Here is a 26,586-nt window from a genome sequence, read left to right as displayed (position 1 = left end):
GCCTAGGACACCGCCCTTTCACGGCGGTAACAGGGGTTCGAGTCCCCTAGGGGACGCCATTTTTACCCGCGTTTTGCGGGACTTTAAAGGCTCATTCGATTATTGAATGGGCCTTTTGTTTTTTCCCTCCCTGAAAAATGTGCACCGACAGGCGGTGGTCGATTCTGCTTGCCAAAAAATATTATGAGAATAATATTTCGATCATCATATTCTGATCGTGAGCCGGCCATGAGCGACAAGAAGACCAAGACCCGCGAGCGGATCCTTGAGGCTGCGCGAAGCGCGTTGATCCAGCACGGCCCCGCCGAGCCAAGCGTCAGCCAGGTCATGGGTGCTGCAGGGCTTACCGTGGGAGGCTTCTATGCGCACTTCGACAGCAAGGACGAGCTCATGCTCGAGGCATTTCGCCAGTTGCTCAGCGAGCGCAGGGCCCTGCTGGCTCACGTTGACCCGAGCCTGGACGGGGAAGGGCGGCGGGCGCTGGTGAGCGCGTTCTACCTGTCGCGCAAGCACCGCGATGCGCAGGTGCATGCCTGCCCGCTGCCCAATTCGATCGGCGAGATGCAGCGCCTGCCAGACGTGTTTCGCGAGGTACTGGCCGAGCACATCGAATTGATGACTGCGGCGATGGTTGACCGCCCTGAAGATGCCGACAAGGCCCTGGCTGATCTGGCCCTGATGATAGGCGGCCTGGCCCTGGCGCGTGCCTTGGGCACGGGCGAGCTTTCTGACCGCATCCTGCGTGCCGCCAAATCGGCGGTTATCTAAGCTTCTGACCCTGGAGCAAGGCGATGACTACCCTGAGCTGGATTCGCGGCGTGAATGGCACCCTGGGGCGTCTGGCCCCCGAGCATGTGGCCGGCAAGATGCGCCGGGCCTTCATGACCCCGCGCAACCTGCCGCCAAGGCAGTGGGAGTTGCCATTGCTGGCGAGCGCCGAGCGCATCACCCTGCGCTTCGGGCTGTCGGCATTGCGTTGGGGGCAAGGCCCGACCGTGTTGCTGATGCACGGCTGGGAAGGGCGTGCGACCCAGTTTGCCGCGTTGATCGAAACCCTGGTAAAGGCCGGGCATACCGTGGTCTCTCTGGAGGGGCAGGCCCATGGCTGTTCGCCTGGGCAGCAAGCGCACGTGGTGCTGTTTGCCCGTGCGCTGCTGGAGGCTGCCGCCGAACTGCCGCCGTTGCGTGCCGTGATAGGCCATTCCATGGGCGGTGCCAGTGTCTTGCTGGCACTGCAGATGGGGCTTCGGGCCGAGGCTGCGGTGAGTATTGCAGCGCCGGCCCAGCTGCTTGGTGTGCTGCGCGGCTTCGCCCGCCACCTTGGCCTGCCGGCGCGAGCCAGGGCCGCGTTCATCCGCAAGGTCGAACAGGACGTCGGCATGCAGATCAATCGCCTGGATGTCAGTGGTTACCAGTTGGAGCTGCCAGGGCTGGTCGTGCATGCCGCCGATGATGCCTTGGTGCCCGCCGGTGAGGCCGAGATCATCCACAAGGCCTGGTTCGACAGCCGCCTGCTGCGGCTGGAGGAGGGTGGCCACCAGCGCGTGCTCGCCGACCCGCGCGTGAGCGAGGCGGTGCTCGAATTACTGGCGCGTGTCAGTGCGCCCGCCCGGCAAAGCGCTTGAACATCCGATACACTCTGCCCGTTCACTGACATTGGGAGCGGGCATGAGTTGGGACCTGGCAACGCCATTCATCATCGACCTGCGCGTCGGCAGCGAGGACATCGACGGCCTCGGGCACGCCAATAACGCGGTCTACGTCACGTGGCTGGAGCGTTGCGCCTGGCGCCACTCCCAGCGCCTGGGGCTGGACCTGGCCGAATACCGGCGCCTGGACCGGGCCATGGCGGTGGTGCGCCATGAAATCGACTACCTCGCTGCAGCCTACGAAGATGACGAGTTGCAACTGGCAACCTGGATCATCGATTGGGATCAGCGCCTGCGCATGTCCCGGCGCTTCCAGCTCAAGCGCCCGCGTGACGGTGTGACGCTGCTGCGCGCGCAGACCACCTTTGCCTGCATCGAGTTGTCCAGTGGCAAACCCAGGCGCATGCCGGCCGAGTTCATCGACGGGTACGGTCCTGCGCTGATCGGCGCCTGAATACCCGGCATTTTTTGGTAGACTGCCGGCTTTTCCCGCCGAGACCTCGAAATGCAAATTGCCCTGGCCCCTATGGAGGGGCTGGTCGACAACATCCTGCGCGACGTTCTGACCCGAGTGGGCGGCATCGATTGGTGCGTCACCGAGTTCATCCGCGTGTGCGACCGCCTGTTGCCTGCTTCTTCCTTCGACAAGCTCGCACCTGAACTGCGTCAGGGCGCGCGCACGGCTGCCGGTGTACCCATGCGTGTGCAGTTGCTGGGCTCGGACCCCGTCTGCCTGGCCGAAAACGCTGCGCTGGCCTGTGAGCTGGGGGCGCCGGTGATTGACCTTAATTTCGGTTGCCCGGCCAAGACCGTGAACAAGTCACGCGGCGGCGCAGTGCTGCTCAAGGAACCCGAACTGCTGCACGCCATCGTGCGTGAAGTGCGGCGCGCAGTGCCTGCGCACATCCCGGTCACCTCCAAGATGCGCCTTGGCTTCGATACCCCGGACGGTGCGCTCGATTGTGCGACCGCGCTGGCTGAGGGCGGCTCGGCGCACCTGGTGGTACATGCACGCACCAAAGTCGAGGGCTATAAGCCGCCAGCGCACTGGGAGTGGGTGGCGCGGGTGCAGGATGTGGTCAAGGTGCCGGTGTTCGCCAACGGTGAGATCTGGACCGTGGACGACTGGCGGCGTTGCCGCGAGGTGAGCGGCGCCGAGGACATCATGCTCGGGCGGGGGCTGGTGTCGCGGCCGGACCTGGCCTTGCAGATTGCGGCTGCGCGGGACGGGCGTGAGTACCTGCCGATGAGTTGGGAGGCGTTGTTGCCTTTGCTGCGCGAGTTCTGGCGCCAGGCCCAGGCCAAGCTGTCGCCGCGCTACGCACCGGGGCGGATGAAGCAGTGGTTGGCGATGCTGACGCGTAGCTACCCCGAGGCGGTGCTGCTGTTTGCCGAGCTGCGCAGGGAAGATGATTGCCAGCGGATCAGCCGGTTACTGGGCGTTGAAGTGCAGGCATTCGAGGAATGTGTCGCGTGATCAGTTCTGCCTGGGGCCGGTAAAGCCACCGCAAAATTTTTTGTTTTTGCCCCTTGAAAGCCATCTCCTGAGCCCTATTTATTCAGTACGCGATGCCGAAGCCGGGTCGCGTAGTGACTTTACTTGCTGAATCTCAGGAGTTTATGACCATGACTACCGCTTTCTCTCTTGCACCTCTGTTCCGCCATTCCGTTGGCTTCGACCGTTTCAACGACCTGTTCGAGTCTGCGGCACGTAACGAGGCGGGTAGCAGCTACCCTCCCTACAACGTTGAAAAGCATGGCGATGACCACTATCGCATCGTCGTTGCCGCAGCCGGTTTCCAGGAGCAGGACCTCGACCTTCAGGTCGAGAAAGGCGTCCTGACCGTGATCGGCGGCAAACGCGAAAACGGCGCCGCAGAAGTGACCTACCTGCACCAGGGCATCGCCCAGCGCGCGTTCAAGCTGTCGTTCCGCCTGGCGGACCATATCGAGGTCAAATCGGCAGGCCTCGCCAATGGGCTGCTCAGCATTGACTTGCTGCGCATTGTGCCGGAAGAAGCCAAGGCCAAGCGCATCCCGATCAATGGTGACAAACCAGCACTCAACTGAGGCTGGCGGCGTTATCAGGGCTGCTACGCAGCCCATCGCCGGCAAGCCGGCTCCTACTCTGTGGGAGCCGGCTTTCCTGCATTGGGCCGCCTGGCGGCCCCAAATCCTTTTTTCCTTGCTCAGAAATCGGCGGGGGCCTCCAGCAGCATCTGCCGGAACTCCGGTAGCGGCAGCGGCCGGCTGTGCAGGTAACCCTGGTACAGGTGGCACCCCAGCCGCTCCAGAAATTCCAGTTGCTCTGTCAGCTCCACGCCTTCGGCGATCACCGCCAGGTCAAGGCTGCGCGCCATGGCGACGATGGCGCGGACAATCTCGGCGTCGTTGGAGTCTTGCGGGGCGTCGCGCACGAAGGTCTGGTCGATCTTCAGCGCGTCCACCGGCAAGCGCTTGAGGTAGGTCAGCGAGGAATAGCCCGTACCGAAATCATCCATGGCGAAGCTCACCCCATAGCGTTTGAGCTCGCGCATCTTGCTGATGGTGTCTTCCAGGTTCTGGATCACGATGCCCTCGGTGATTTCCAGCTTGAGCATGTGCCGCGGCAGACGGTAGTCGTCCAGGCTGCGCAGCACCCGTTGGACGAAGTCGTTCTGGCGGAACTGCCGGGGGCTGATGTTCACGCACAGGCTGAAATCATCGGCATCGATCAACCCGTCTGCGAGCATGCGCGAACAAGCGTCGCAGGCTTCGTCGAGTATCCAGCTGCCAACTTCCAGGATCAGGCCGCTTTCCTCCAGCACCTGGATGAACTGAGCCGGCGGTTGCTGGCCCAATTGCGGGTGATGCCAGCGCAACAGTACCTCGGCCCCGACAATGCGGTTGTCGCGGGCATCCACCTGGGGCTGAAAGTGCAAGGCCAGCTCGCCCCGTGCCAGGGCCAGGCGCAGGTCGCTTTCCATGCGCAAGCGCTCGCTGGCGGCCTTCTGCATGGTGGTATGGAACAGCTGGGTGGTGTTGCGCCCTGAGTCCTTGGCGCGGTACAGGGCGATGTCGGCGCGTTTGAGCAGGTCGGCGGGGGTGGTGCCGTGGTCGGGGATCAGTGCCACGCCGATGCTCGGGGTTACCTGCAGACGCTGGCCGTCCAGCGACATGGGTTCGGCCAGCAGTTCGCGCAGGGTATCGGCCAGCTCCCGAACCTTGTTCTCCACCGCTTCGCGGCTGCCTTCCAGGCCACTGAGCAGTACCACGAATTCATCGCCACCCAGGCGTGCCACCGTGTCTTCCAGGCGCACACTGGCTTCCAGGCGGGCGGTGATGATCTTCAGCACCGTGTCGCCCACCGGGTGGCCGAGGGAGTCGTTGATGTGCTTGAAATGGTCGAGGTCGAGGAACAGCAGGGCGCCGCGCAGGTTGTGCCGGCGCAGCAGGGCGATCTGTTGGCTCAGGCGGTCCATCAGCAAGGCGCGGTTGGGCAGGTTGGTCAGCGGGTCGTGGTAGGCCAGGTGGCGGATCTGTGCCTGGGCATTCTTCAACTGGCTGACATCGCGCGCAGTGAGTAACAGGCAATCGGCCTCGTTGAGGCTGATCGGCTCAACCGATACTTCTACAGTGAGAATGTCGCCACGCTTGTTGCGCCCGAGCATCTCCCGGTGGTGTACCCGGCCACGCTCCTTCAGCTCCACCAGCAACGCGTTGCGCTGCTTGTCGTCGGCCCAGATACCCAGCTCGTAGACGCTGCGGCCGATCACTTCGGCGGTGCTGTAGCCGGTCAGCCGGCAGAAGCCATCGTTGACTTCCACATAGCGACCGCTGTGGCGCTCGGTGATGGTGATGGCGTCCGGGCTGGAGTGAAATGCCTTGGCGAACTTCTCTTCACTGGACTTGAGCGCCGCTTCGGCCCGTTGCTGCTGGGTTATATCGCGCAGGGTCGTGACGCTGCAGGGCTGGTTGTCGACGCTGACCAGCCGGCTGGAGATGACACAGGTCAGTGCTGAGCCGTTGCGGTGGTTGACCACCACGGCGACATTGCTCAGGGCCTGTTCGCGGATAACCCGTTCGATGCGGTGGGCGCGTTCGATCGACTCGGCCCACAGGCCGATCTGTTCGGCGGTGCGGCCGATCACCTGTTCGGCGCTCCAGCCAAAGGTCTGGGTGAAGGCCGGGTTGATCTCGATGAACTGGCCAGTGTCCTGGCGGGTTACGCAGATCGGGTCTGGGCTGACCTGGAAAAGGCTGGCGAACTTCTCTTCCGAGGCGCTAAGGCGCAGTTCGCGCTCGACCTGCTCGGTGATGTCCAGAAGGGTGCCAGCCATGCGCAACGGGTTGCCGTGCTCGTCGCGGTACAGGCGAGCGCGGCTTTCGATGTAGCGTGAAGCGCCGTTTTCCAGTTGCACCCGGTAGGTTATCTGGTAGTTGCCTTCTGGGCCTTCGCGCAGGCTGCGGTAAGCCTGGCGCATGCCATCGCGTTCGTCCTGGGGCACGCCTTCGAAAAATGCGTCGAACGATTCGTGAAAGGGTATCGGGTCCAGCCCGTGCAATTGTGCGGCACGGGCCGAGCCGTAGAGCATGCCGCTGGGGATGTGCCAGTCCCAGGTGCCCAGTTGCGCCGAGTCCAGGGCCAGGTCAAGGCGTTCCTGGCTATCCTTGAGCGCTTGCTCGGCGCGTTTGCGCTCGGACGTGTCGACGAAGGTGCTGAGCAGGAACGTCACCCCTTCCAGTTCGATGCCCTGGGCGCACAGGATGCCGTCGTGGATCTTGCCGCTGCTGGCGCGCAACTGCACTTCCAAGATGGCTGGGCCGCCGCTGGCACGGGTCGCATCCAGTACCAGGTGGCGCTGCTCCGGGGTTGCCCAGAGGCCCAGCTCCAGGGTGGTCTTGCCGATCACTTGGTCACCGGGCCAGCCGAACATGTCTTCGAAATGCTGGTTGACTTCGAAAATCATGCCGTCGTGGTGGCGGGTGAGCAGAATTGCGTTGGGGCTCAGGTGGAACAGGGTGGCAAAGCGTTTCTCCGAGTTGATCAGGGCGGTTTCTCGCTCGCGCTGGCGGGTTATCTCGCGGATTACCCCGATCATCTGAGGCCGGCCCTGGCGATCATGGGTCAGGCTGCCGTTGATTTCCAGCCAGTGCAGGCTGCCATCCGGCCAGCGGATGCGGTGGCGCATGGCTTTCTCGGCCGGTTCACCGTTGACCACTGCCTGGAACAGTTGGCGCGTGCGGGCGCGATCTTCTTCCGGCAACAGGTCCAGGTAGTCGATGTCGTTGGGCAAGGGGCGCTGCGGATCGAAACCGAACAGTGCCTGGGTGCCGCGCGACCAGCTGACCCGCCCACTGTCGATGTCCCACAGCCAGGCGCCCAGGCGGGCACCATTGAGCGCAGCCAGCAATTGCGGAGCGTTCTGCCAGGCCAGTTCCGACTCCTGGGGGTCGGCCGCAGGGATGCGCGGCAGGCGCGGAAAGCGGTTTGCTGATTTGGGCATGGATACCAGACCTTTGGCGTTTGACGCGTCCCTGGTTGGAAGTGCAGGGCTGACGACCGGTCAGGCGGCCCCTGCGTGACTGTCGAGCAGGGCCATGAAGGCCCGGGCGGCGTTCGATAGCGTTCGCTCGGTATGCAGTATGTAGCCTAGCTGGCGTGACAGCTGTATGCCGGGCAAAGCGATGGGTGCAACCTGCTCGTCGAGCATGGTGCGCGGCAGCACGCTCCAGGCCAGGCCGATCGAGACCATCATCTTGATGGTTTCCAGGTAGTTGGTGCTCATGGCGATGTTCGGGGCCAGGCCCTGGCTTTCGAACAGGCGCTGGACGATGTGGTGGGTGAAGGTATTGCCGCCGGGGAATACCGCCGGATGGCGGGCAACGTCAGCCAGGCTGACCTGGGTATTGCTGGCCAGCGGGTGCTCGGGGGCGGCGACGAAATCCAGCGCGTCGTCCCAGACGGGCATGGCCTTGATCAGGTGATGGGGCTCGGGTGCCAAGGTGATGACCGCTATCTCGGCGCGGCCATGCAGAACCTCGTCATAGGCCGCCTCTGAATCGAGGAACTGGATATCCAGCGCAACGGCCGGGTACTGGCGAGTGAATGCCCGCAGCAGCGGGGGCAGGCGGTGCAGGCCAATGTGATGGCTGGTGGCGAGGGTCAGGCGACCACTCACCTGCCCGGTCAGGTTGGTCAGCGCACGTCGGGTATCATCGAGGACGTTGAGGATCTGATAGGCGCGCGGCAGCAGGGCACGGCCGGCTTCGGTCAGGGTCACCTCGCGGCCCAGGCGATCGAACAGGCGCACGTCCAGCTGTTGCTCCAGCCCGGCAATGCGCTTGCTGATGGCCGGTTGGGTCAGGTGCAGGCGTTCGCCGGCACCGGAAAAGCTGCCGGTCTCGGCAATGGCAATGAAGGCGCTGAGGTTGGCCAGGTCCATCGTTCGAATTCCTGATGGTTATGCAAAGCATGAAAATTATGAATTTGAGTTATTCAATCTATCGCCATAGCATCGTCCGTACAAGCCAAGGGGTCTTTGGCATAGAAAGACGCTGATGAGGAACAGTCTGATGGCTGGCAAAACGCTCTACGACAAACTCTGGGAAGCCCATGAGGTCAAGCGCCGTGATGACGGCTCGTCCTTGATCTACATCGACCGCCATATCATTCACGAAGTGACCTCGCCCCAGGCCTTTGAAGGCCTGCGCCTGGCCAACCGCAAGCCGTGGCGCATCGATGCCAACATCGCCACCCCGGACCACAACGTGCCGACCACCCCGGAACGCAAGGGCGGGATCGAGGCCATCGTCGACCAGGTGTCGCGCCTGCAGGTGCAGACCCTCGATGAGAACTGTGACGAATACGGCATCGTCGAATTCAAGATGAATGACGTGCGCCAGGGCATCGTCCATGTCATCAGCCCCGAGCAGGGCGCCACCTTGCCCGGCATGACCGTGGTCTGTGGCGACTCGCACACTTCCACCCACGGCGCTTTCGGGGCCTTGGCCCATGGTATCGGCACCTCCGAGGTCGAGCATGTGCTCGCCACCCAGTGCCTGGTCGCCAAAAAGATGAAGAACATGCTGGTGCGCGTCGAGGGCACATTGCCTGCCGGCGTGACGGCCAAGGACATCGTGCTTGCCGTGATCGGCAAGATCGGTACCGCCGGTGGCAACGGCCACGCCATGGAATTTGCTGGCAGCGCCATCCGCGCCCTGTCCATGGAAGGCCGCATGACCATTTGCAACATGTCGATCGAGGCCGGTGCACGGGTTGGCCTGGTTGCGACCGATGCCACCACCATTGCCTACGTCGAAGGCCGCCCTTATGCGCCCAAAGGCGAGCAGTGGGAGCGTGCGGTCGAGGCGTGGAAAGACCTGGTATCCGATGACGATGCGGTATTCGACACCGTGGTCGAGCTCGATGCAGCGCAAATCAAGCCGCAGGTCAGCTGGGGTACGTCGCCCGAGATGGTCCTGGCCGTCGACCAGCGTGTGCCGGACCCCGCCGCCGAAGCCGATCTGGTCAAGCGTGGCTCGATCGAGCGCGCCCTCAAGTACATGGGCCTGAGCGCCAACCAGGCGATCACCGATATCCAACTGGACCGCGTGTTCATTGGCTCCTGCACCAACTCGCGGATCGAAGACCTGCGCGCCGCAGCCGAAATCGCCAAAGGCCGCAAGGTCGCTGCCACCGTCAAGCAGGCCATCGTCGTGCCGGGTTCGGGCCTGGTCAAGGCCCAGGCCGAGCGTGAAGGCCTGGACAAGATCTTCCTCGAGGCTGGTTTCGAATGGCGTGAGCCAGGCTGCTCGATGTGCCTGGCGATGAACCCGGACCGCCTGGAAAGCGGCGAGCATTGCGCGTCCACGTCCAACCGCAACTTCGAAGGCCGTCAGGGCGCCGGTGGCCGTACCCATCTGGTCAGCCCGGCCATGGCTGCCGCTGCGGCGGTGACTGGTCACTTCATCGATGTTCGCGAGTTGATCCAAGGGAGCGCAGCATGAAAGCCTTTACCCAGCACACCGGCCTCGTCGCGCCGTTGGACCGTGCCAACGTCGACACCGATCAGATCATTCCCAAGCAGTTCCTCAAGTCGATCAAGCGTACCGGCTTCGGCCCCAACCTGTTCGACGAGTGGCGTTACCTGGACGTCGGCCAGCCTTACCAGGACAACAGCAAGCGCCCGCTGAACAAAGAGTTCGTGCTCAACCACGAGCGCTACCAGGGTGCCAGTGTGTTGCTGGCGCGGGAGAACTTCGGCTGTGGTTCGAGCCGTGAGCACGCCCCTTGGGCGCTGGACGAATACGGCTTCCGCAGCGTGATCGCGCCGAGCTTCGCCGACATCTTCTTCAACAACAGCTTCAAGAACGGCTTGTTGCCGATCATTCTGAGCGATGAGGAAGTCGACGAGCTGTTCAAGCAGGTCGAAGCCAACCCTGGCTACCAGTTGACCATCGACTTGCAGGCACAGGCGGTGACCCGTCCGGACGGCAAGGTGCTGCACTTTGAGATCGACGCGTTCCGCAAGCACTGCCTGCTCAATGGCCTGGACGATATCGGCCTGACCTTGCAGGACGGCGAGGCGATCAAGGCGTTTGAAGGCAAACACCGCACCGCACAGCCTTGGCTGTTCCGTGATGCCTGAATGATGTAGTCGGGTTTGCTGGCCTCATCGCCGGCAAGCCGGCCCCCACATCGACCCCGCACTGTGCAGTCGCGGTGGGAGCCGGCTTGCCGGCGATAGCGGCCGTAGAGACAACCCAAAATCAAAAGGAATGCGCCCATGACCAGCACCACCCACACCGATGTGGTCCAACGCCAGTTCGGCGAACAGGCCAGTGCCTACCTCAGCAGCGCCGTGCACGCCCAGGGCAGTGAGTTCGCCCTGCTGCAAGCCGAGCTGGCGGGGCAGGGTGCGGCTCGCGTGCTGGACCTGGGTTGTGGTGCCGGTCATGTCAGCTTCCACGTAGCGCCTCTGGTGGCAGAGGTGGTCGCCTACGACCTGTCGCAGTCGATGCTTGACGTGGTTGCCAGCGCCGCCGCCGAGCGCGGCCTGGGCAATATCACCACCGAGCATGGTGCCGCAGAATGTCTGCCGTTCGCCGATGCCTCGTTCGATTACGTCTTCAGCCGCTACTCGGCGCACCACTGGAGCGACCTGGGTGTGGCGTTGCGCGAAGTGCGTCGGGTGTTGAAGCCGGGCGGGGTGGCAGCCTTCATTGACGTGATCTCGCCGGGCAGCCCGTTGCTCGATACCTATTTGCAAACGGTTGAAGTGCTGCGCGACACCAGCCACGTACGCGATTATTCTGCCGCCCAGTGGCAGCGCCAGGTCAGCGAAGCTGGCCTGCATGCCCGCAGCCACACCCGTCAGCGCCTGCGCCTGGAGTGGGCCTCGTGGGTCGAGCGCATGCGCACGCCCGAGCCGCTGCGCGTGGCCATACGCCAGTTGCAGCAAGCCATGGGCGAGGAAGTGCGGCAGTATTACCAGATTGAGGCAGACGGCTCGTTCAGCACCGACGTGATCGTGTTGTGGGCAGAGCGCTGAGTTTTTTACGGTGCGGCCGGGCTGGCCGCACCGCTTGAATGGATAGAGGAAAGCATGAGCAAGCAGATTCTGATTCTCCCAGGTGATGGCATTGGTCCGGAAATCATGGCCGAGGCGGTCAAGGTGCTGGCGCTGGCCAACGACAAGTTCCAGCTCGGCTTGAGCCTCGAGCACGACGTGATCGGCGGTGCTGCCATCGACAAGCACGGCGTGCCGCTGGCCGACGAGACCCTGGAACGTGCGCGCCAGGCCGATGCCGTTCTGTTGGGCGCTGTGGGCGGGCCGAAGTGGGACAAGATCGAGCGGGACATCCGCCCTGAGCGCGGCCTGCTGAAAATCCGCTCGCAGCTGGGCCTGTTCGCCAACCTGCGCCCGGCCATCCTCTACCCGCAACTGGCCGATGCCTCGTCGCTCAAGCCGGAAATCGTCTCGGGCCTGGACATCCTCATCGTCCGTGAGCTGACCGGCGGCATCTACTTCGGTGCCCCGCGTGGCCAGCGTGAACTCGAAGGCGGCGAGCGTCAGGCCTACGACACCCTCCCGTACAGCGAGAGCGAAGTGCGCCGTATCGCCCGCGTCGGCTTCGACATGGCCCGCGTGCGTGGCAAGAAGCTGTGCTCGGTGGACAAGGCCAACGTCCTGGCCTCCAGCCAACTGTGGCGTGAAGTGGTCGAGGACGTGGCCAAGGACTACCCGGACGTAGAACTGAGCCACATGTATGTCGACAACGCCGCCATGCAGCTGGTGCGCGCGCCCAAGCAGTTCGACGTGATGGTGACCGACAACATGTTCGGTGACATCCTGTCGGATGAAGCTTCCATGCTGACCGGTTCGATCGGCATGCTGCCTTCGGCGTCGCTCGATGCCAACAACAAGGGCATGTACGAGCCTTGCCACGGCTCGGCGCCGGACATCGCCGGCCAAGGCATTGCCAACCCGCTGGCGACCATTCTGTCGGTGTCGATGATGCTGCGTTACAGCTTCAACCAGCAGGCCGCAGCCGAGGCCATCGAGCAGGCGGTAAGCCAGGTCCTGGACCAGGGCCTGCGTACCGGTGACATCTGGTCGGCCGGTTGCAGCAAGGTAGGTACGCAGGAAATGGGCGACGCAGTAGTCGCAGCGCTGCGGAATCTGTAATCTCTCTGGCCCGCCACCGTTTTTGGTCGGTGGCGGCCCACTTTTAGCAAAGGTGTAGTTGCGATGAAACGTGTAGGTCTGATCGGTTGGCGCGGCATGGTCGGTTCCGTGCTCATGCAGCGGATGCTGGAGGAGCAGGATTTCGACCTTATCGAGCCGGTGTTCTTCACTACCTCCAATGTCGGTGGCCAGGGCCCGAACGTGGGCAAGGATATTGCTCCGCTCAAGGACGCTTATTCGATTGAAGAACTCAAGACCCTCGACGTGATCCTGACCTGTCAGGGCGGCGACTACACCAACGAGGTCTTCCCCAAGCTGCGTGAAGCCGGCTGGCAGGGGTACTGGATCGATGCTGCCTCGTCGCTGCGCATGCAGGACGATGCGGTGATCGTGCTCGACCCGGTCAACCGCAAGGTGATCGACCAGCAGCTCGATGCCGGCACCAAGAACTACATCGGCGGCAACTGCACCGTCAGCCTGATGCTGATGGGCCTTGGCGGCCTGTTCGAAGCGGGCCTGGTCGAGTGGATGAGCGCCATGACCTACCAGGCGGCGTCCGGTGCCGGTGCGCAGAACATGCGTGAGCTGATCAAGCAGATGGGTGCTACCCACGCGGCAGTTGCCGATGACCTGGCCAACCCGGCCAGCGCCATCCTCGACATCGACCGCAAGGTGGCCGAGGCCATGCGCAGCGAGGCCTACCCGGCCGAGAACTTCGGCGTGCCCCTGGCGGGCAGCCTGATCCCATGGATCGACAAGGAGCTGCCGAACGGCCAGAGCCGTGAAGAGTGGAAGGCCCAGGCCGAAACCAACAAGATCCTCGGCCGCTTCAAGAGCCCGATCCCGGTCGATGGCATCTGCGTGCGCATCGGCGCCATGCGCTGCCACAGCCAGGCACTGACCATCAAGCTGAACAAGGACGTGCCGCTGGCCGATATCGAAGGCATGATCAGCCAGCACAACCCGTGGGTGAAGCTGGTGCCGAACCAGCGCGAGATCAGCATGCAGGAGCTGACCCCGACCAACGTCACCGGTACCCTGAACATTCCGGTGGGCCGTTTGCGCAAGCTGAACATGGGCTCGCAGTATCTGGGCGCGTTCACCGTCGGCGATCAGCTGCTGTGGGGTGCTGCCGAGCCGCTGCGCCGCATGCTGCGGATTCTGCTCGAGCGTTGATCGTTCTGCGTTGAACAGAAAACCCGCGCTGGTGACAGCGCGGGTTTTTTTATGGTGCGCCCCACAGGGCCAGCACAGACAAAACGGTACAATCCGAGTAAAGTGCCGCCCCCCCGCCGTTACAGCAAAAGGATCCTCTCCATGACCCAACCCCTGGACATCGCCGTCGTCGGCGCCACCGGTAGCGTCGGTGAAACCTTGGTACAGATTCTCGAAGAACTGCACTTCCCGGTCGGCACGCTGCACCTGCTGGCCAGCATGGAGTCGGCGGGCAGCAGCGTGATGTTCGCCGGCAAGAAGGTCAAAGTGCGTGAGGTCGACAGTTTCGATTTCACCCAGGTCAAACTGGCCTTCTTCGCCGCCAGCCCGGCCGTCAGCCGTAGCTTTGCCAGCAAGGCCCGTGAGGCCGGCTGCACGGTCATTGACCTGTCTGGCGGCCTGGATGACGCCCTGGCGGTCGTGCCTGAGGCCAACGCCGAGTGCATCGCCAGCCTGGCGCTGCCGGCGTGCATCGCCAGCCCCAGTGCCGCAGCCGTGGCCTTGGCCGTCGCGCTGGCGCCACTGAAGGGGCTGTTGGAGATCGAGCGTGTGCAGGTCATGGCCGCACTCGCGGTGTCTGCCCAGGGCCGGGAGGCTGTCAACGAACTGGCCCGGCAGACCGCCGAGTTGCTCAACGCCCGCCCGCTGGAGCCGCGTTTCTTCGATCGCCAGGTGGCGTTCAACCTGCTGGCCCAGGTCGGTGCGGCAGACGAACAGGGCCACACTGCGCTCGAACGCCGCCTGGTTGATGAGCTGCCGGTGCTGTTGGGGCAGCCGGAACTGAAGATTTCCGTGACCTGCGTTCAAGTCCCGGTGTTTTTTGGCGATAGCTTCAGTGTGGCGGTACAGAGCCGTAATCCGGTGGATCTTGTTGCGGTCAATGCCGCGCTGGAGGGTGCCGACAGTGTCGAGCTGGTCGAGCGGGATGATTATCCGACCCCGGTAGGGGACGCAGTAGGGCAAGACGTGGTCTATGTTGGTCGTGTACGCCATGGTGTTGACGAAGACCAGCAGCTCAACCTGTGGCTGACCACCGACAACCTGCGCAAGGGCGCTGCGCTCAACGCCGTGCAGGTGGCGCAATTGTTGATTAAACACATAGCGTAAAAGATACTGGCGAGCACTTTTGTCCCGCACCGCATGCGGTTTCGGGACGATTCATACAAGGGATGAGGTCATGCTTCGAATTCGCAAACTGGTTCTGGCCATGGCGGCAGCGTCGGCGCTGTCATCTGGCATGGCGAATGCCCTGGGGTTGGGTGAGCTGACGCTCAAGTCGGCGCAGAACCAGCCGCTGGACGCCGAGATCGAATTGCTCGATGTGCGCGACCTCACCGCTGCCGAAGTGGCACCAAGCCTGGCGCCGCCGGAAGAGTTCAGCAAGGCCGGGGTGGAGTATCCGGGCTACCTTGAGGACCTGAGCTTTACCCCGGTGATCAACCCCAATGGCAAGAGCGTGCTGCGGGTAACCTCCAGTCAGCCGCTGCCGGGCTCGGTGGTCAAGTTTCTGGTCCAGGTGATGTGGCCCCAGGGCCGCCTGCTGCGTGACTACAGTGTGCTGCTCGACCAGGCCAAGGCCCAGGGCGAGCAGCCTGCCGCGGCCAATGTCACCCCGGCAACCAGCAGCGCCGGCAGCTACACCACCAAACGCCGCGATACCCTTTGGCAGATTGCTGCGCGCAATACCCAAAGTGGTGGCTCGGTGCAGCAGACCATGATCGCCATTCAGGCGCTGAACCCGGATGCCTTTATCGGCAACAATATCAACCAGTTGAAGGTTGGCCAGGTGTTGCGCCTGCCCGATCGTCAGCAGGTCCAGAGCATCCCCCAGGCCGAGGCCAATCGCGAAGTGGCCGAACAGTACGCCGCCTGGCGTGAGGGCCGGCGCCTCGGCCCCCGCGCCAGGCAGTTGGACGCCACCCGTCGCGGCGCTGCCGATGCGGCGCCGGAACGTATCGCCCAGGGCGACAACCTGCGCCTGGTCAGCCCAGGCAACCAGCCTGGCGCTGGCGATGCCAAGGCGCTCAACGACAAGCTGGCCGTGGCCCAGGAGAGCCTGGACACCAGCCGTCGTGACAATGAAGAACTCAAGAGCCGGATGAGCGACCTGCAAAGCCAGCTGGACAAGCTGCAGCGCCTGATTCAGCTCAAGAACGACCAGCTGGCACGCCTGGAGGCACAGGGTGCTGCCGGGGAGCCGGCATCGGCCGCCGCCTTGCCTGGTGAATCGGCCCCGGCGCAGCCTGCAGGCAACGCCCAGGTACCGCCCGCCGAGCCCGTCGTGGCACCGGCGCCGGCTGCCGTCGACACCGCGCCTGGCTCTGCCCCGGCTGGCGAGGATGCCCCAGCCGCCCAGCAGCCGGGCGCGCTGGATGAGATGCTGGGGAATCCGTTGGTGCTGGGCCTGATCGCAGGTTCCGCATTCCTCGTGCTGCTGTTGCTGCTGTTGCTGCTGGCGCGCCGACGCAAAGCCCAGCAGGAGGCCGAAAAGCACCTGCGTATGGCGCGGGCACTGGCCGAGGAGGGCGAGCGTAACCCCGACCTCGACCTGCCTTCGAGCAGCTTCGATGAGCTGGAAGTGTCGGCGCCTGGCGTAACCCTGTCGCCGGCGGTGGTAGCGGCTTCGGCTGCTGCAGCCGTTGCGGCGGAAAAACCCGTAGCCCCAGCCCCCGTTGCCGCGCCATCACCGGCACAGGACCCGAATGCCGAGCTGTTGGCTGAGGTCGAGCAGAGCCTGGCCAGCGGCCGTCTGAACCATGCGGCCGACCTGTTGGAGACGGCCGTCGCTGCGCAACCGGAGCATGATGGCCTGCGGTTGAAGCTGATGGAGGTTTATGCGCGCCAGGGTGACCACAGCGCATTCGTGGAGCAGGAGCGCAAGCTGCCGGGCAGCGAAGAAAATATCGCGCAGGTCAGTCAGCTCAAGGAGCATTACCCGGCCATGCTCGGCATCGCCGCAGCGGGGCTGGGGGCTGCGGCGCTGGCTGCCGAACTGGATGAGCAGTATGTGCAGGATCTGTTGCAGGATGAGGCGCAGCCGCCGGCAGAGGTCGATGCCGAGCCTGAACCTGAACCTGAGCCTGAGCCTGAGCCTGAGCCGCAAGCCGAGGCCGATGCTCAAGCGCCTGCCCTTGATGACAATGGTCTGGACAGTGCCTTCGACCTTGACCTGGGTGACGATCTGCCCCTGAACGACCTTGAACCGCCGATGCTCGATGAAGCGGCGTTGACGGATCTGCAGGTAAATGACGAGCCGCTCGCCGCCGCTGATCCTGCCGTGCAGGAAGCAGATGCCGATGCCGATGCCGACTTCGAAGCCTTGCTGGCGCAGGCTCAGGCCGAACCGCAGAGCGTCGATGATCTGGCGGACTTCGACCTGGACATGGGTGAGCCGAGCGTTGCCGAACCGGTCGAGGAAGAGCCGGTCGACGTTGCTGCCGAACTGGCCGCTTTCGATTCCATCCCTGAGTTCGACCCGATTTCCGAGCTGGAGCTGCCGGAAGACTTCGACCTGTCGCTGTCGCTGGATGACCAGTCACCGGCTGCCAAGAGCTTTGCTTCGGAGCTGAGCGACGTCAACGCCGAACTGGACAAGCTCTCGCAGAATCTCGAGTCGCCGTCGCTGGCGCCGCACTTCACCGCTGCCGATGCTGCCCAGGAGCCGGAACCTTTGGACGACCTGGACTTCGATTTCTTCTCCGGCAGCGACGAAGTGGCCACCAAGCTCGATCTGGCACGTGCCTATATCGACATGGGCGACCATCAGGGTGCGCGCGACATCCTCGATGAAGTGGTCAAGGATGGCGACGACACCCAACGTCAGGAAGCCGAAGACATGCTGTCCCGGCTGGTCTGAAGGCCTCACCTGCAGCGTAAAACCAACGGCAGCCCAACAAGGCTGCCGTTGTCGTTATAATCCCCGGCACTTCGTATTGCCCCACAGGTTTCACGCTCTTGGACATCATCGACACCGCTGCCACCGAATCGGCCGCCGAAGGCTTCACCCGCATTGCCCTGGGCGTGGAATACAAGGGTTCGCGCTACCGCGGCTGGCAACGCCAGGCCAGCGGTGTGCCCAGTGTCCAGCAGGCACTGGAGCAAGCCCTGTCGAAAGTGGCCAACGAGCCCATCACGGTGGTCTGCGCCGGGCGTACCGACGCCGGTGTGCATGGGTGTGGGCAGATCGTGCATTTCGATACCCGCGCCAATCGCGACGAACGCGCCTGGACCCTGGGCAGCAACTTCAACCTGCCCCATGACATCAGTGTGGTCTGGTCGCGGCCGATGCCTGCGGATTTCCATGCGCGCTTCAAGGCCACCGCCCGGCGCTACCGTTATGTCATCTACAACGACCCGATCCGCCCGGCACACTTGGCCGAGGAAGTGACCTGGAATCACCGGCCGCTTGATGTAGAACGCATGGCCGATGCTGCGCAGTTCCTGCTGGGTACCCACGACTTCAGTGCCTTTCGCGCCAGCCAGTGCCAGGCCAAGTCGCCGATCAAGCATATCCATCACCTGCGGGTCACCCGTCACGGGCAGATGATCGTGCTGGATGTGCGGGCCACCGCTTTCCTGCACCATATGGTGCGCAACATTGCCGGCGTGCTGATGACCATTGGTGCAGGTGAGCGCCCTGCGGGCTGGGCCCGTGAAGTGCTGGAAGGGCGCAACCGGCGCGAAGGCGGTGTGACGGCCCATCCGTACGGCCTGTACCTGGTGCAGGTAGAGTACCCGGAGGAATTCCAGCTGCCACAGCGTTACATTGGCCCACACTTTCTGACCGGCTACGAGGCGTTGGCCGACTGACGGGCGAAAACGCTTTTGCTACCATCGGGCCTTTCAGTGTTTTCTCAGGGTTTGCAGTCCATGAGCAATGTTCGCAGCAAGATCTGCGGGATTACCCGCATAGAAGACGCGCTGGCCGCCGCCGAGGCGGGGGCCGATGCCATCGGCTTCGTTTTCTATGCCAAAAGCCCGCGCGCCGTCGACGTGCGCCAGGCGCGGGCGATCATGGCCGAGTTGCCACCCTTCGTGACGACGGTCGGCCTGTTCGTCAACGCCTCGCGCTGCGAACTCAACGAGATCCTCGAGGCTGTGCCGCTGGACCTGCTACAGTTCCACGGCGACGAAACCCCGGCTGACTGCGAAGGCTACCACCGCCCCTGGATCAAGGCGCTGCGAGTGCGCCCGGGTGATGACCTGGAGGCTGCCTGCCGGCACTATGCCGGTGCGCGTGGCATCCTGCTCGACACCTATGTTGCCGGCGTACCCGGTGGTACTGGCGAGGCGTTCGACTGGTCGCTGGTGCCTTCACGGCTGAGCAAGCCGATCATTCTTGCCGGAGGCTTGTCGGCCGGCAATGTCGGCCAGGCCATCGCCCAGGTGCGGCCGTATGCGGTGGATGTCAGTGGTGGTGTGGAGCAGGCCAAGGGCATAAAGGACGCGGCGAAGATCGAAGCGTTCATGCGCGCGGTGAAACAGGCGTGATGCCAGATGTGACGGCTGGCTGCGCGCCATCGTCCATAGCTATCGCAGCCCTGCGGGGCGGCTGCCGGCATGCCGGTTGGCCAAAGAATACGTTGAAGACGGTGCGGTACGCAGGCAGCCCCTGTGGCCGGCTCGTCATCGTTTGACAGAAGAATTTGAGCTCAAAGGGCAGGGCATGGCCGGCCAGACTGGTCCCCGCCCGCCAATACTGGAGAAATAAAGCATGAGCAACTGGTTAGTCGACAAACTGATCCCTTCGATCATGCGTTCCGAGGTGAAGAAGAGCTCGGTGCCAGAAGGCCTGTGGCACAAGTGCCCAGCCTGTGAGGCCGTGCTGTATCGTCCGGAGCTGGAAAAGACCCTGGATGTCTGCCCCAAGTGCAACCACCACATGCGTATTGGCGCACGCCAGCGCATCGACATCTTCCTCGATGCTGAAGGCCGTGCCGAGCTGGGTGCCGAGCTGGAGCCGGTCGACCGCCTGAAATTCCGCGATGGCAAAAAGTACAAGGACCGCCTGGTCGGTGCCCAGAAGCAGACCGGCGAGAAGGACGCCCTGATCTCCATGAGCGGTACCCTGATGGGCATGCCGATCGTGGTCAGTGCCTTCGAATTTTCCTTCATGGGTGGTTCCATGGGCGCCGTCGTCGGTGAGCGTTTTGTCCGCGCCGCCAACCATGCCCTGGAAAACCGCTGCCCGATGATCTGCTTCTCGGCCTCCGGTGGTGCGCGCATGCAGGAAGCGCTGATCTCGCTGATGCAGATGGCCAAGACCTCGGCCGTGCTGGCCCGCCTGCGCGAAGAGGGTATTCCGTTCATCTCCGTATTGACCGATCCGGTCTACGGCGGTGTTTCCGCCAGTCTGGCGATGCTCGGCGATGTCATTGTCGGTGAGCCGAAGGCGCTGATCGGCTTTGCCGGCCCGCGCGTGATCGAGCAGACCGTGCGCGAAAAGCTGCCTGAGGGCTTCCAGCGCAGCGAGTTCCTGCTGGAGCACGGCGCCATCGACCTGATCATCTCGCGTGGCGAGCTGCGTCCACGCCTGGCGCGTCTGCTGGCGCAGATGACCGGCCAGGAAACTCCCGAGCAGGCACGCGAGGCCGCTGCGGTCGCCTGATGAAAGACAGAACCCTGGGCGAATGGCTCGCCTACCTCGAGCAGTTGCACCCCTCGGCCATCGACATGGGGCTGGAGCGTTCGCAAAAGGTGCTTGCACGATTGGCCCTGGGCAAGCTTGCGCCCCGTGTGGTGACCGTCACCGGCACCAACGGCAAAGGCTCGACCTGTGCCTTCGTGGCGTCGATGCTGCGTGCCCAGGGGCTCAAGGTTGGCGTGTACAGCTCGCCACACCTGTTGCGTTACAACGAACGGGTGCTGATCGATGGCCAGGAGGCCAGTGATGAGCGCCTGTGCGAAGCCTTTGCGGCCGTCGAGGCGGCGCGAGGCGAGATTTCCCTTACCTATTTCGAGATGGGCACCCTGGCGGCATTCTGGCTGTTCTACCAGTCCGGGCTGGATGCCGTGGTGCTTGAAGTAGGCCTGGGTGGTCGTCTGGATACCGTGAACGTCGTCGATGCCGACCTGGCCCTGGTGACCAGTATCGGCGTCGACCATGTCGATTACCTGGGCGATACCCGCGAGTTGGTAGCCTTCGAGAAGGCTGGCATCTTCCGCCCGGGCAAGCCGGCATTGTGCGGTGACCTGGATCCCCCTCGGCCATTGTTGGACAAGGCGCGTGAACTGGCGGCGCTGTTGTTCCTGCGGGGGCGTGACTTCGATCTGACCAGTGCCGATAGTACCTGGCACTGGCGCGGGACAGCAGCAGATGGCGCGGTGGTGGAGCTGTCAGGCCTGCCGCTGCTCGACCTGCCGATGGAGAACGCCACCCTGGCCCTGCAGGCTTACCTGCTGATGGGGCTGCCTTGGGATGCCGGGCAAATTCGTCAGGCGCTGCTCGATACCCGTATCACCGGGCGGCTGGACCGTCGCACGTTCAGTTGGCAAGGCAAGCGCGTGGAGCTGTTGCTGGATGTGGGGCATAACCCCCATGCAGCAGAATACCTGGCGTGTCGCCTGTCAGCTCGACCGCTCAAGGGCCGGCGCCTGGCAGTCTTCGGCCTGCTGGCGGACAAGGACCTGGCAGGCGTCCTGGCGCCGTTGCAGGGCCTGGTCGACGACTGGGCGGTGGCGCCTTTGCAGTCACCGCGCAGCCGTCCGGCCGCCGAACTCGTCGGCGCCTTGACGAACCTCGGCGCGTCGGTGAAGTCTTATGCCAGCGTCGGCGCTGCTCTTGACGGGCAATGCGCTCAGGCGACGGCGGATGACCAGATCCTGCTGTTCGGTTCGTTTTTCTGTGTTGCCGAGGCCCTGGAATGGCTGGGGCAGCAGGCCCTGGAGGGGTGAGTAGATGGCAGTGCTGGATAAAGGGATGAAACAGCGCATGGTGGGTGCGTTGGTGCTGGTGGCGCTGGCGGTGATTTTCTTGCCGATGCTGTTCACCCGCGAGGACGAAATGCGCCAGGTGCGCGTCGAGGCCCCGCAGGCTCCAGCGATGCCGAGCTTGCCTGAAGTCAAGGTAGAGCCGGTTGCAGTGCCCGAGCCGCAACCGCTGCCGCAAGAGCCGCAGCAGGCACCTGTGGTGGTCAATGAGTCCTCGGCCCCGGTGGCCACGCCGAGCCAGCCGATCACGCCGTCGCCGCAAACCCAGGCTCAAGTTCAGCCCAAGCCGCAGGCGCCTGCTCCGGCATCCAAGGCCCAGGTGCAGCCGGCCGCTACGCCTGCGCCAGCAGCAAGCGCTACCGCACCGTCGAAAATCGACGTCAACGGCTTGCCGGTGAGCTGGTCGATCCAGCTGGCCAGCCTGTCCAATCGCGCCGGAGCCGAGAACCTGCAGAAAACCCTGCGCAGCCAGGGTTACAATGCCTACATTCGTTCGGCCGGTGGCATGAATCGGGTGTATGTGGGGCCGCTGATCGAGCGTGCCGAGGCTGAGCGCCTGCGTGATGCAATCAATCGGCAGCAGAAGCTGAAGGGCTTTGTGATCCGTTTCCAGCCAGAACGCGGTTGATTCCAGGGGGCTGCCCTGCAGCCCATCTGCGGGCTGGCCAATCGGCCTGACATTCCGCTTACTCCCGGCCCTTTGCTCTGGTAAAATGCGCCGCCTCAAACGTCTGCAGGCAGCACCGTGGCATTTACCTGGGTTGATTGGGCGATCATCGCGATCATCGCCGTTTCCACACTGATCAGTCTCAAGCGCGGCTTCGTCAAGGAAGCCTTGTCCCTGCTCATCTGGATCATTGCCGGTGCAGTCGCCTGGATGTTCGGTGGGTCGCTCTCGGTGTATCTTGAAAGCTACATCCAGACCCCATCGATGCGCATCATCGCTGGCTGCGCCATTCTTTTCGTCGCCACCCTGCTGGTGGGCGCGATGGTCAATTTCCTGGTCGGTGAGCTGATCCGCGTGACCGGGCTGTCCGGTACCGATCGTTTTCTCGGCATGGCCTTCGGCGCGGCGCGCGGAGCCTTGCTGGTGGTGGTCGCCATCGGCCTGCTCAGCCTGGGGCCGGTGCAGCAGGATACCTGGTGGCAGGAATCTCGCCTGATACCACAATTTCTATTGGTCGCTGATTGGTCGAAGAACCTGATCCTGGGTTTCACCAGCCAGTGGATGTCCAGTGGGGTGATCAGCACTCCGGCTGATCTCCCGTTCAAGGAACAGTTGCTCGGGCCTGCAAAGCCTTGAGCGCTATTCACTCAAGTTTCATCAAAGTAGGGGTTGCGTCGCATGTGTGGCATCGTCGGTATCGTCGGTAAGTCGAACGTCAATCAGGCGCTGTATGACGCGCTTACGGTCCTCCAGCACCGCGGCCAGGACGCTGCAGGTATCGTGACCAGCCACGACGGCCGGTTGTTCCTGCGCAAGGATAATGGCCTGGTGCGCGATGTCTTCCAGCAGCGCCACATGCAGCGCCTGGTAGGCCATATGGGTATCGGCCACGTCCGTTACCCGACTGCGGGCAGTTCGACCTCGGCCGAAGCCCAGCCGTTCTATGTCAACTCGCCGTACGGCATCACCCTGGCGCACAACGGCAACCTGACCAACGTCGAGCAGTTGGCCAAGGAGATCTACGAGTCCGACCTGCGCCACGTCAACACCAACTCCGACTCGGAAGTGCTGCTGAACGTGTTCGCCCATGAGCTGGCGGTGCGTGGCAAGCTGCAGCCCACCGAAGAAGACGTGTTCGCCGCCGTATCCCACGTGCACAGCCGCTGCGTCGGCGGTTACGCGGTGGTGGCGATGGTCACCGGCTATGGCATTGTCGGCTTCCGTGACCCCAACGGCATTCGCCCGGTGGTGTTCGGCCAGCGTCATACCGACGAAGGCGTTGAATACATGATCGCCTCGGAAAGCGTTGCCCTGGACGTGCTCGGCTTCACCCTGATACGCGACCTGGCGCCGGGCGAAGCGGTGTACATCACCGAAGAAGGCCAGCTGTACACCAAGCAGTGCGCTCAAAGCCCGAAACTGCAACCGTGCATCTTCGAGCACGTCTACCTGGCCCGTCCGGACTCGATCATGGATGGCGTTTCGGTATACAAGGCGCGCTTGCGCATGGGCGAGAAGCTGGCCGAGAAGATCCAGCGTGAGCGCCCGGACCACGACATCGATGTGGTCATCCCGATCCCTGACACCAGCCGCACCGCCGCCCTGGAGCTGGCCAACCACCTGGGCGTCAAGTTCCGCGAAGGCTTCGTGAAAAACCGCTACATTGGCCGTACCTTCATCATGCCCGGCCAGGCTGCACGCAAGAAATCGGTGCGCCAGAAGCTCAACGCCATCGAGCTGGAATTCCGCGGCAAGAACGTGATGCTGGTCGACGACTCGATCGTACGCGGCACCACCTGCAAGCAGATCATCCAGATGGCCCGCGAAGCCGGCGCGAAAAACGTCTACTTCTGTTCCGCGGCCCCTGCAGTGCGTTACCCCAACGTCTACGGCATCGACATGCCGAGCGCTCACGAGCTGATCGCCCACAACCGCACCACCGATCAGGTGGCCGAGTTGATCGGCGCCGACTGGCTGGTCTATCAGGACCTGCCGGACCTGATCGAATCGGTCGGTGGCGGCAAGATCAAGATCGAGCACTTCGATTGCGCGGTGTTCAACGGTGAATACGTTACCGGCGACATCGACGAGGCCTACCTCGACCGCATCGAGCAGGCTCGCAATGACCTGGCCAAGGTGAAGAACCAGGCGGTCAGCGCGATCATCGACCTCTACAACAACTGATTTGGAGAGCGACGGCATGACGGATCAATGGGATGCCGGGCGACTGGACAGTGACCTCGAGGGTGTCGGCTTCGACACCCTGGCGGTGCGTGCCGGTCAGAACCGTACACCGGAGGCGGAGCACAGCGAAGCGCTGTTCCTGACCTCCAGCTATGTCTTCCGCACGGCCGCTGATGCGGCCGCGCGCTTTGCCGGTGAAACCCCGGGCAACGTCTACTCGCGCTACACCAACCCGACCGTGCGTGCCTTCGAGGAGCGCCTGGCGGCAATGGAAGGTGCCGAGCAGGCCGTGGCCACCTCTACCGGCATGGCGGCGATCCTCGCCGTGGTGATGTCGTTGTGCAGCGCCGGCGACCATGTGCTGGTGTCGCAGAGCGTGTTCGGCTCGACGATCAGCCTGTTCGAGAAGTACTTCAAGCGTTTCGGCGTACAAGTGGATTACGTGCCGCTGGTCGATCTGGCGGGTTGGGACAAGGCCATCAAGGCCAATACCAAGCTGCTGATCCTCGAGTCGCCTTCCAACCCGCTGGCCGAACTGGTGGACATTGCCGCGCTGGCCGAGATTGCCCATGCCCGTGGTGCCATGCTGGTGGTGGACAACTGCTTCAGCACCCCGGCGCTGCAGCAGCCGCTCAAGCTTGGCGCTGACATCGTGTTCCATTCCGCTACCAAGTTCATCGACGGCCAGGGCCGTTGCATGGGCGGCGTTGTGGCCGGGCGCAGCGAGCAGATGAAAGAAGTGGTGGGCTTTTTGCGCACCGCCGGCCCGACCCTCAGCCCGTTCAACGCCTGGATCTTCACCAAAGGCCTGGAAACCCTCAAGCTGCGCATGCGTGCGCACTGCCAGAGCGCTCAGCAACTGGCCGAGTGGCTGGAGCAGCAGGAGGGTATCGAGAAGGTGCATTACGCCGGCTTGCCAAGCCATCCGCAGCACGAACTGGCCAAGCGCCAGATGAGCGGCTTTGGTGCGGTGGTGAGTTTCGAGGTCAAGGGTGGCAAGGAAGGCGCCTGGCGCTTCATCGATGCCACGCGGGTGATCTCGATCACCACCAACCTGGGTGACAGCAAGACCACTATCGCGCACCCGGCCACCACCTCCCACGGCCGCCTGACGCCGCAGGAGCGTGAGGCTGCGGGTATTCGCGACAGCCTGATCCGCGTCGCCGTCGGCCTGGAAGACGTGGCTGACCTGCAAGCCGACCTTGCGCGTGGGCTGGCAGCGCTGTGATCGACTGGAAGGGCGGCGGGCCGGGCCATAACGGCCGGGTAGCCCTGGTAACCGGTGCCGCACGCGGCATCGGCCTGGGCATTGCTGCCTGGTTGATCTGCGAGGGCTGGCAGGTGGTGCTGAGCGACCTGGACCGCCCTCGCGGCGCCAAGGTTGCCAAGGCCCTGGGTGAAAACGCCTGGTTCATCACCATGGACGTAGCCGACGAAGCCCAGGTCAGTGCCGGGGTTTCCGAGGTGTTGGGGCAGTTCGGGCGGCTGGACGCGCTGGTGTGCAACGCGGCCATCGCCAACCCGCATAACCAGACCCTGGAGAGCCTGAGCCTGGCGCAATGGAACCGTGTGCTGGCGGTCAACCTCAGCGGCCCGATGCTGTTGGCCAAGCACTGTGCGCCTTACTTGCGAGCGCACAATGGTGCGATCGTCAATCTGGCCTCGACCCGTGCCCGGCAGTCCGAGCCGGATACCGAGGCCTATGCAGCAAGCAAGGGCGGCCTGGTGGCGTTGACCCATGCCTTGGCCATGAGCCTGGGCCCGGAGATCCGCGTCAATGCCGTGAGCCCGGGCTGGATCGATACGCGCGACCCTGCGCAACGCCGTGCCGAGCCGTTGAGCGATGCCGACCATGCCCAGCATCCGACGGGCAGGGTAGGGACGGTGGAAGACGTGGCGGCCATGGTTGCTTGGCTGTTGTCGCGCCAGGCAGCTTTCGTCACTGGCCAGGAGTTCGTGGTCGATGGCGGCATGACGCGCAAGATGATCTATAGCTGAGCTGCAAGAGGGGGCCGTGAGGTCCCTTCGTCATTTGCCGGGCTTGGAAATCGGGCCAGCGCCACCTGGCTTTTTCTTGCGGCTTGCAGCTTGAAGCTTGCAACTGCTCTCCCACCCTTTTCAAAAAAAATTCAACGGGGCTATTGACTTAGCATCGGCACCTGCGTAAATTTCGCGGCCTCAGCGAAGCAAACGCAACAAGCAACATCGCGAGGGTGATTAGCTCAGCCGGGAGAGCATCTGCCTTACAAGCAGAGGGTCGGCGGTTCGATCC

The 26,586-nt window shown here is 63.6% G+C and carries 23 protein-coding genes; 21 read left to right on the top strand and 2 right to left on the bottom strand.

All coding sequences use genetic code 11. The features are described 5' to 3' along the window. Positions 1 to 228: 228 nt before the first annotated feature. From BLX42_RS02980 to BLX42_RS02960, 5 genes are all read left to right on the top strand, one after another. On the top strand, positions 229 to 768 hold the full coding sequence (locus tag BLX42_RS02980) for a TetR/AcrR family transcriptional regulator (protein ID WP_161871104.1): 540 nt from the start codon (positions 229 to 231) through the stop codon (positions 766 to 768). A 23-nt stretch (positions 769 to 791) separates the two neighbouring features. Beyond that, on the top strand, positions 792 to 1,625 hold the full coding sequence (locus BLX42_RS02975; RefSeq protein ID WP_161871103.1) for an alpha/beta fold hydrolase: 834 nt from the start codon (positions 792 to 794) through the stop codon (positions 1,623 to 1,625). A 43-nt stretch (positions 1,626 to 1,668) separates the two neighbouring features. Further along, a complete protein-coding gene (locus BLX42_RS02970) occupies positions 1,669 to 2,103 on the top strand; it encodes a thioesterase family protein (RefSeq protein WP_046786542.1) in 435 nt (144 codons plus the stop codon). A gap of 51 nt (positions 2,104 to 2,154) precedes the next feature. Then, positions 2,155 to 3,126, top strand: a complete 972-nt coding sequence (locus BLX42_RS02965) for a tRNA-dihydrouridine synthase (protein WP_161871102.1) — start codon at positions 2,155 to 2,157, stop codon at positions 3,124 to 3,126. 149 nt (positions 3,127 to 3,275) lie between these two features. Then, positions 3,276 to 3,719 carry an Hsp20 family protein gene (locus BLX42_RS02960; RefSeq protein ID WP_012313453.1) on the top strand — a complete coding sequence of 148 codons (444 nt, stop codon included), beginning with the start codon at positions 3,276 to 3,278 and terminating at the stop codon, positions 3,717 to 3,719. Positions 3,720 to 3,838: 119 nt separating this feature from the next. On the opposite strand, the gene BLX42_RS02955 is transcribed toward BLX42_RS02960, so the two are convergent. Together BLX42_RS02955 and BLX42_RS02950 are read right to left on the bottom strand one after the other, a co-directional pair. After that, complete coding sequence (locus BLX42_RS02955) at positions 3,839 to 7,135, bottom strand: PAS domain S-box protein (protein ID WP_161871101.1); 3,297 nt, start codon at positions 7,133 to 7,135, stop codon at positions 3,839 to 3,841. A gap of 60 nt (positions 7,136 to 7,195) precedes the next feature. Continuing rightward, positions 7,196 to 8,074 carry a LysR family transcriptional regulator gene (locus BLX42_RS02950; protein WP_046786539.1) on the bottom strand — a complete coding sequence of 293 codons (879 nt, stop codon included), beginning with the start codon at positions 8,072 to 8,074 and terminating at the stop codon, positions 7,196 to 7,198. 130 nt (positions 8,075 to 8,204) lie between these two features. Between BLX42_RS02950 and leuC the strand changes: the two genes are divergently transcribed. The 16 genes from leuC to BLX42_RS02870 all read left to right on the top strand — a co-directional run bounded on the left by leuC (position 8,205) and on the right by BLX42_RS02870 (position 26,312). Beyond that, positions 8,205 to 9,638, top strand: a complete 1,434-nt coding sequence (leuC, locus tag BLX42_RS02945; protein WP_046786538.1) for a 3-isopropylmalate dehydratase large subunit — start codon at positions 8,205 to 8,207, stop codon at positions 9,636 to 9,638. Next, positions 9,635 to 10,279 carry a 3-isopropylmalate dehydratase small subunit gene (leuD, locus tag BLX42_RS02940; protein ID WP_046786537.1) on the top strand — a complete coding sequence of 215 codons (645 nt, stop codon included), beginning with the start codon at positions 9,635 to 9,637 and terminating at the stop codon, positions 10,277 to 10,279. Before leuC ends, leuD begins: the two co-directional genes overlap by 4 nt. Positions 10,280 to 10,417: 138 nt before the next feature. Then, positions 10,418 to 11,182 (top strand): class I SAM-dependent methyltransferase, encoded by a 765-nt coding sequence (locus tag BLX42_RS02935; protein ID WP_161871100.1) that lies wholly within the window; start codon positions 10,418 to 10,420, stop codon positions 11,180 to 11,182. A 54-nt stretch (positions 11,183 to 11,236) separates the two neighbouring features. Further along, complete coding sequence (gene leuB, locus BLX42_RS02930) at positions 11,237 to 12,319, top strand: 3-isopropylmalate dehydrogenase (protein ID WP_115275634.1); 1,083 nt, start codon at positions 11,237 to 11,239, stop codon at positions 12,317 to 12,319. Between the two features lie 63 nt (positions 12,320 to 12,382). Then, positions 12,383 to 13,495 carry an aspartate-semialdehyde dehydrogenase gene (gene asd, locus BLX42_RS02925; protein ID WP_046786534.1) on the top strand — a complete coding sequence of 371 codons (1,113 nt, stop codon included), beginning with the start codon at positions 12,383 to 12,385 and terminating at the stop codon, positions 13,493 to 13,495. Between the two features lie 141 nt (positions 13,496 to 13,636). After that, positions 13,637 to 14,641 (top strand): aspartate-semialdehyde dehydrogenase, encoded by a 1,005-nt coding sequence (locus tag BLX42_RS02920; RefSeq protein ID WP_161871099.1) that lies wholly within the window; start codon positions 13,637 to 13,639, stop codon positions 14,639 to 14,641. 70 nt (positions 14,642 to 14,711) lie between these two features. Further along, a complete protein-coding gene (locus tag BLX42_RS02915; protein WP_161871098.1) occupies positions 14,712 to 17,390 on the top strand; it encodes a FimV/HubP family polar landmark protein in 2,679 nt (892 codons plus the stop codon). Positions 17,391 to 17,488: 98 nt separating this feature from the next. Further along, a complete protein-coding gene (truA, locus tag BLX42_RS02910) occupies positions 17,489 to 18,343 on the top strand; it encodes a tRNA pseudouridine(38-40) synthase TruA (RefSeq protein WP_046786531.1) in 855 nt (284 codons plus the stop codon). 60 nt (positions 18,344 to 18,403) lie between these two features. Then, the gene (locus BLX42_RS02905; protein ID WP_012313464.1) at positions 18,404 to 19,024 is read left to right on the top strand and encodes a phosphoribosylanthranilate isomerase; all 621 of its coding nucleotides are present in this window, start codon (positions 18,404 to 18,406) and stop codon (positions 19,022 to 19,024) included. Between the two features lie 223 nt (positions 19,025 to 19,247). After that, complete coding sequence (gene accD, locus BLX42_RS02900; protein WP_012313465.1) at positions 19,248 to 20,141, top strand: acetyl-CoA carboxylase, carboxyltransferase subunit beta; 894 nt, start codon at positions 19,248 to 19,250, stop codon at positions 20,139 to 20,141. Continuing rightward, positions 20,141 to 21,427, top strand: coding sequence for a bifunctional tetrahydrofolate synthase/dihydrofolate synthase (gene folC / locus BLX42_RS02895; protein WP_161871097.1), 1,287 nt, complete (start codon positions 20,141 to 20,143; stop codon positions 21,425 to 21,427). The genes accD and folC overlap by 1 nt, the downstream gene beginning before the upstream one ends. Positions 21,428 to 21,431: 4 nt before the next feature. Then, positions 21,432 to 22,091: an SPOR domain-containing protein gene (locus BLX42_RS02890; protein ID WP_115275640.1), complete on the top strand. Its 660-nt coding sequence runs from the start codon at positions 21,432 to 21,434 to the stop codon at positions 22,089 to 22,091. 117 nt (positions 22,092 to 22,208) lie between these two features. Beyond that, a complete protein-coding gene (locus BLX42_RS02885) occupies positions 22,209 to 22,766 on the top strand; it encodes a CvpA family protein (RefSeq protein ID WP_012313468.1) in 558 nt (185 codons plus the stop codon). Between the two features lie 42 nt (positions 22,767 to 22,808). Beyond that, entirely contained in the window at positions 22,809 to 24,314 is a 1,506-nt protein-coding gene (purF, locus tag BLX42_RS02880) for an amidophosphoribosyltransferase (protein WP_046786528.1), read from the top strand. A gap of 16 nt (positions 24,315 to 24,330) precedes the next feature. Beyond that, on the top strand, positions 24,331 to 25,542 hold the full coding sequence (locus BLX42_RS02875) for an O-succinylhomoserine sulfhydrylase (protein WP_039603172.1): 1,212 nt from the start codon (positions 24,331 to 24,333) through the stop codon (positions 25,540 to 25,542). Next, positions 25,539 to 26,312 (top strand): SDR family oxidoreductase, encoded by a 774-nt coding sequence (locus BLX42_RS02870; protein ID WP_046786527.1) that lies wholly within the window; start codon positions 25,539 to 25,541, stop codon positions 26,310 to 26,312. The genes BLX42_RS02875 and BLX42_RS02870 overlap by 4 nt, the downstream gene beginning before the upstream one ends. Positions 26,313 to 26,586: the final 274 nt, after the last annotated feature.

The sequence above is a fragment of the Pseudomonas sp. SG-MS2 genome (assembly GCF_009933855.1).
In the GTDB taxonomy this organism is placed as follows: Bacteria; Pseudomonadota; Gammaproteobacteria; order Pseudomonadales; family Pseudomonadaceae; genus Aquipseudomonas; species Aquipseudomonas putida_E.
The sequence above is the reverse complement of the archived record's forward strand: the minus strand, read 5'-3'. Positions and strand labels throughout refer to the sequence as shown.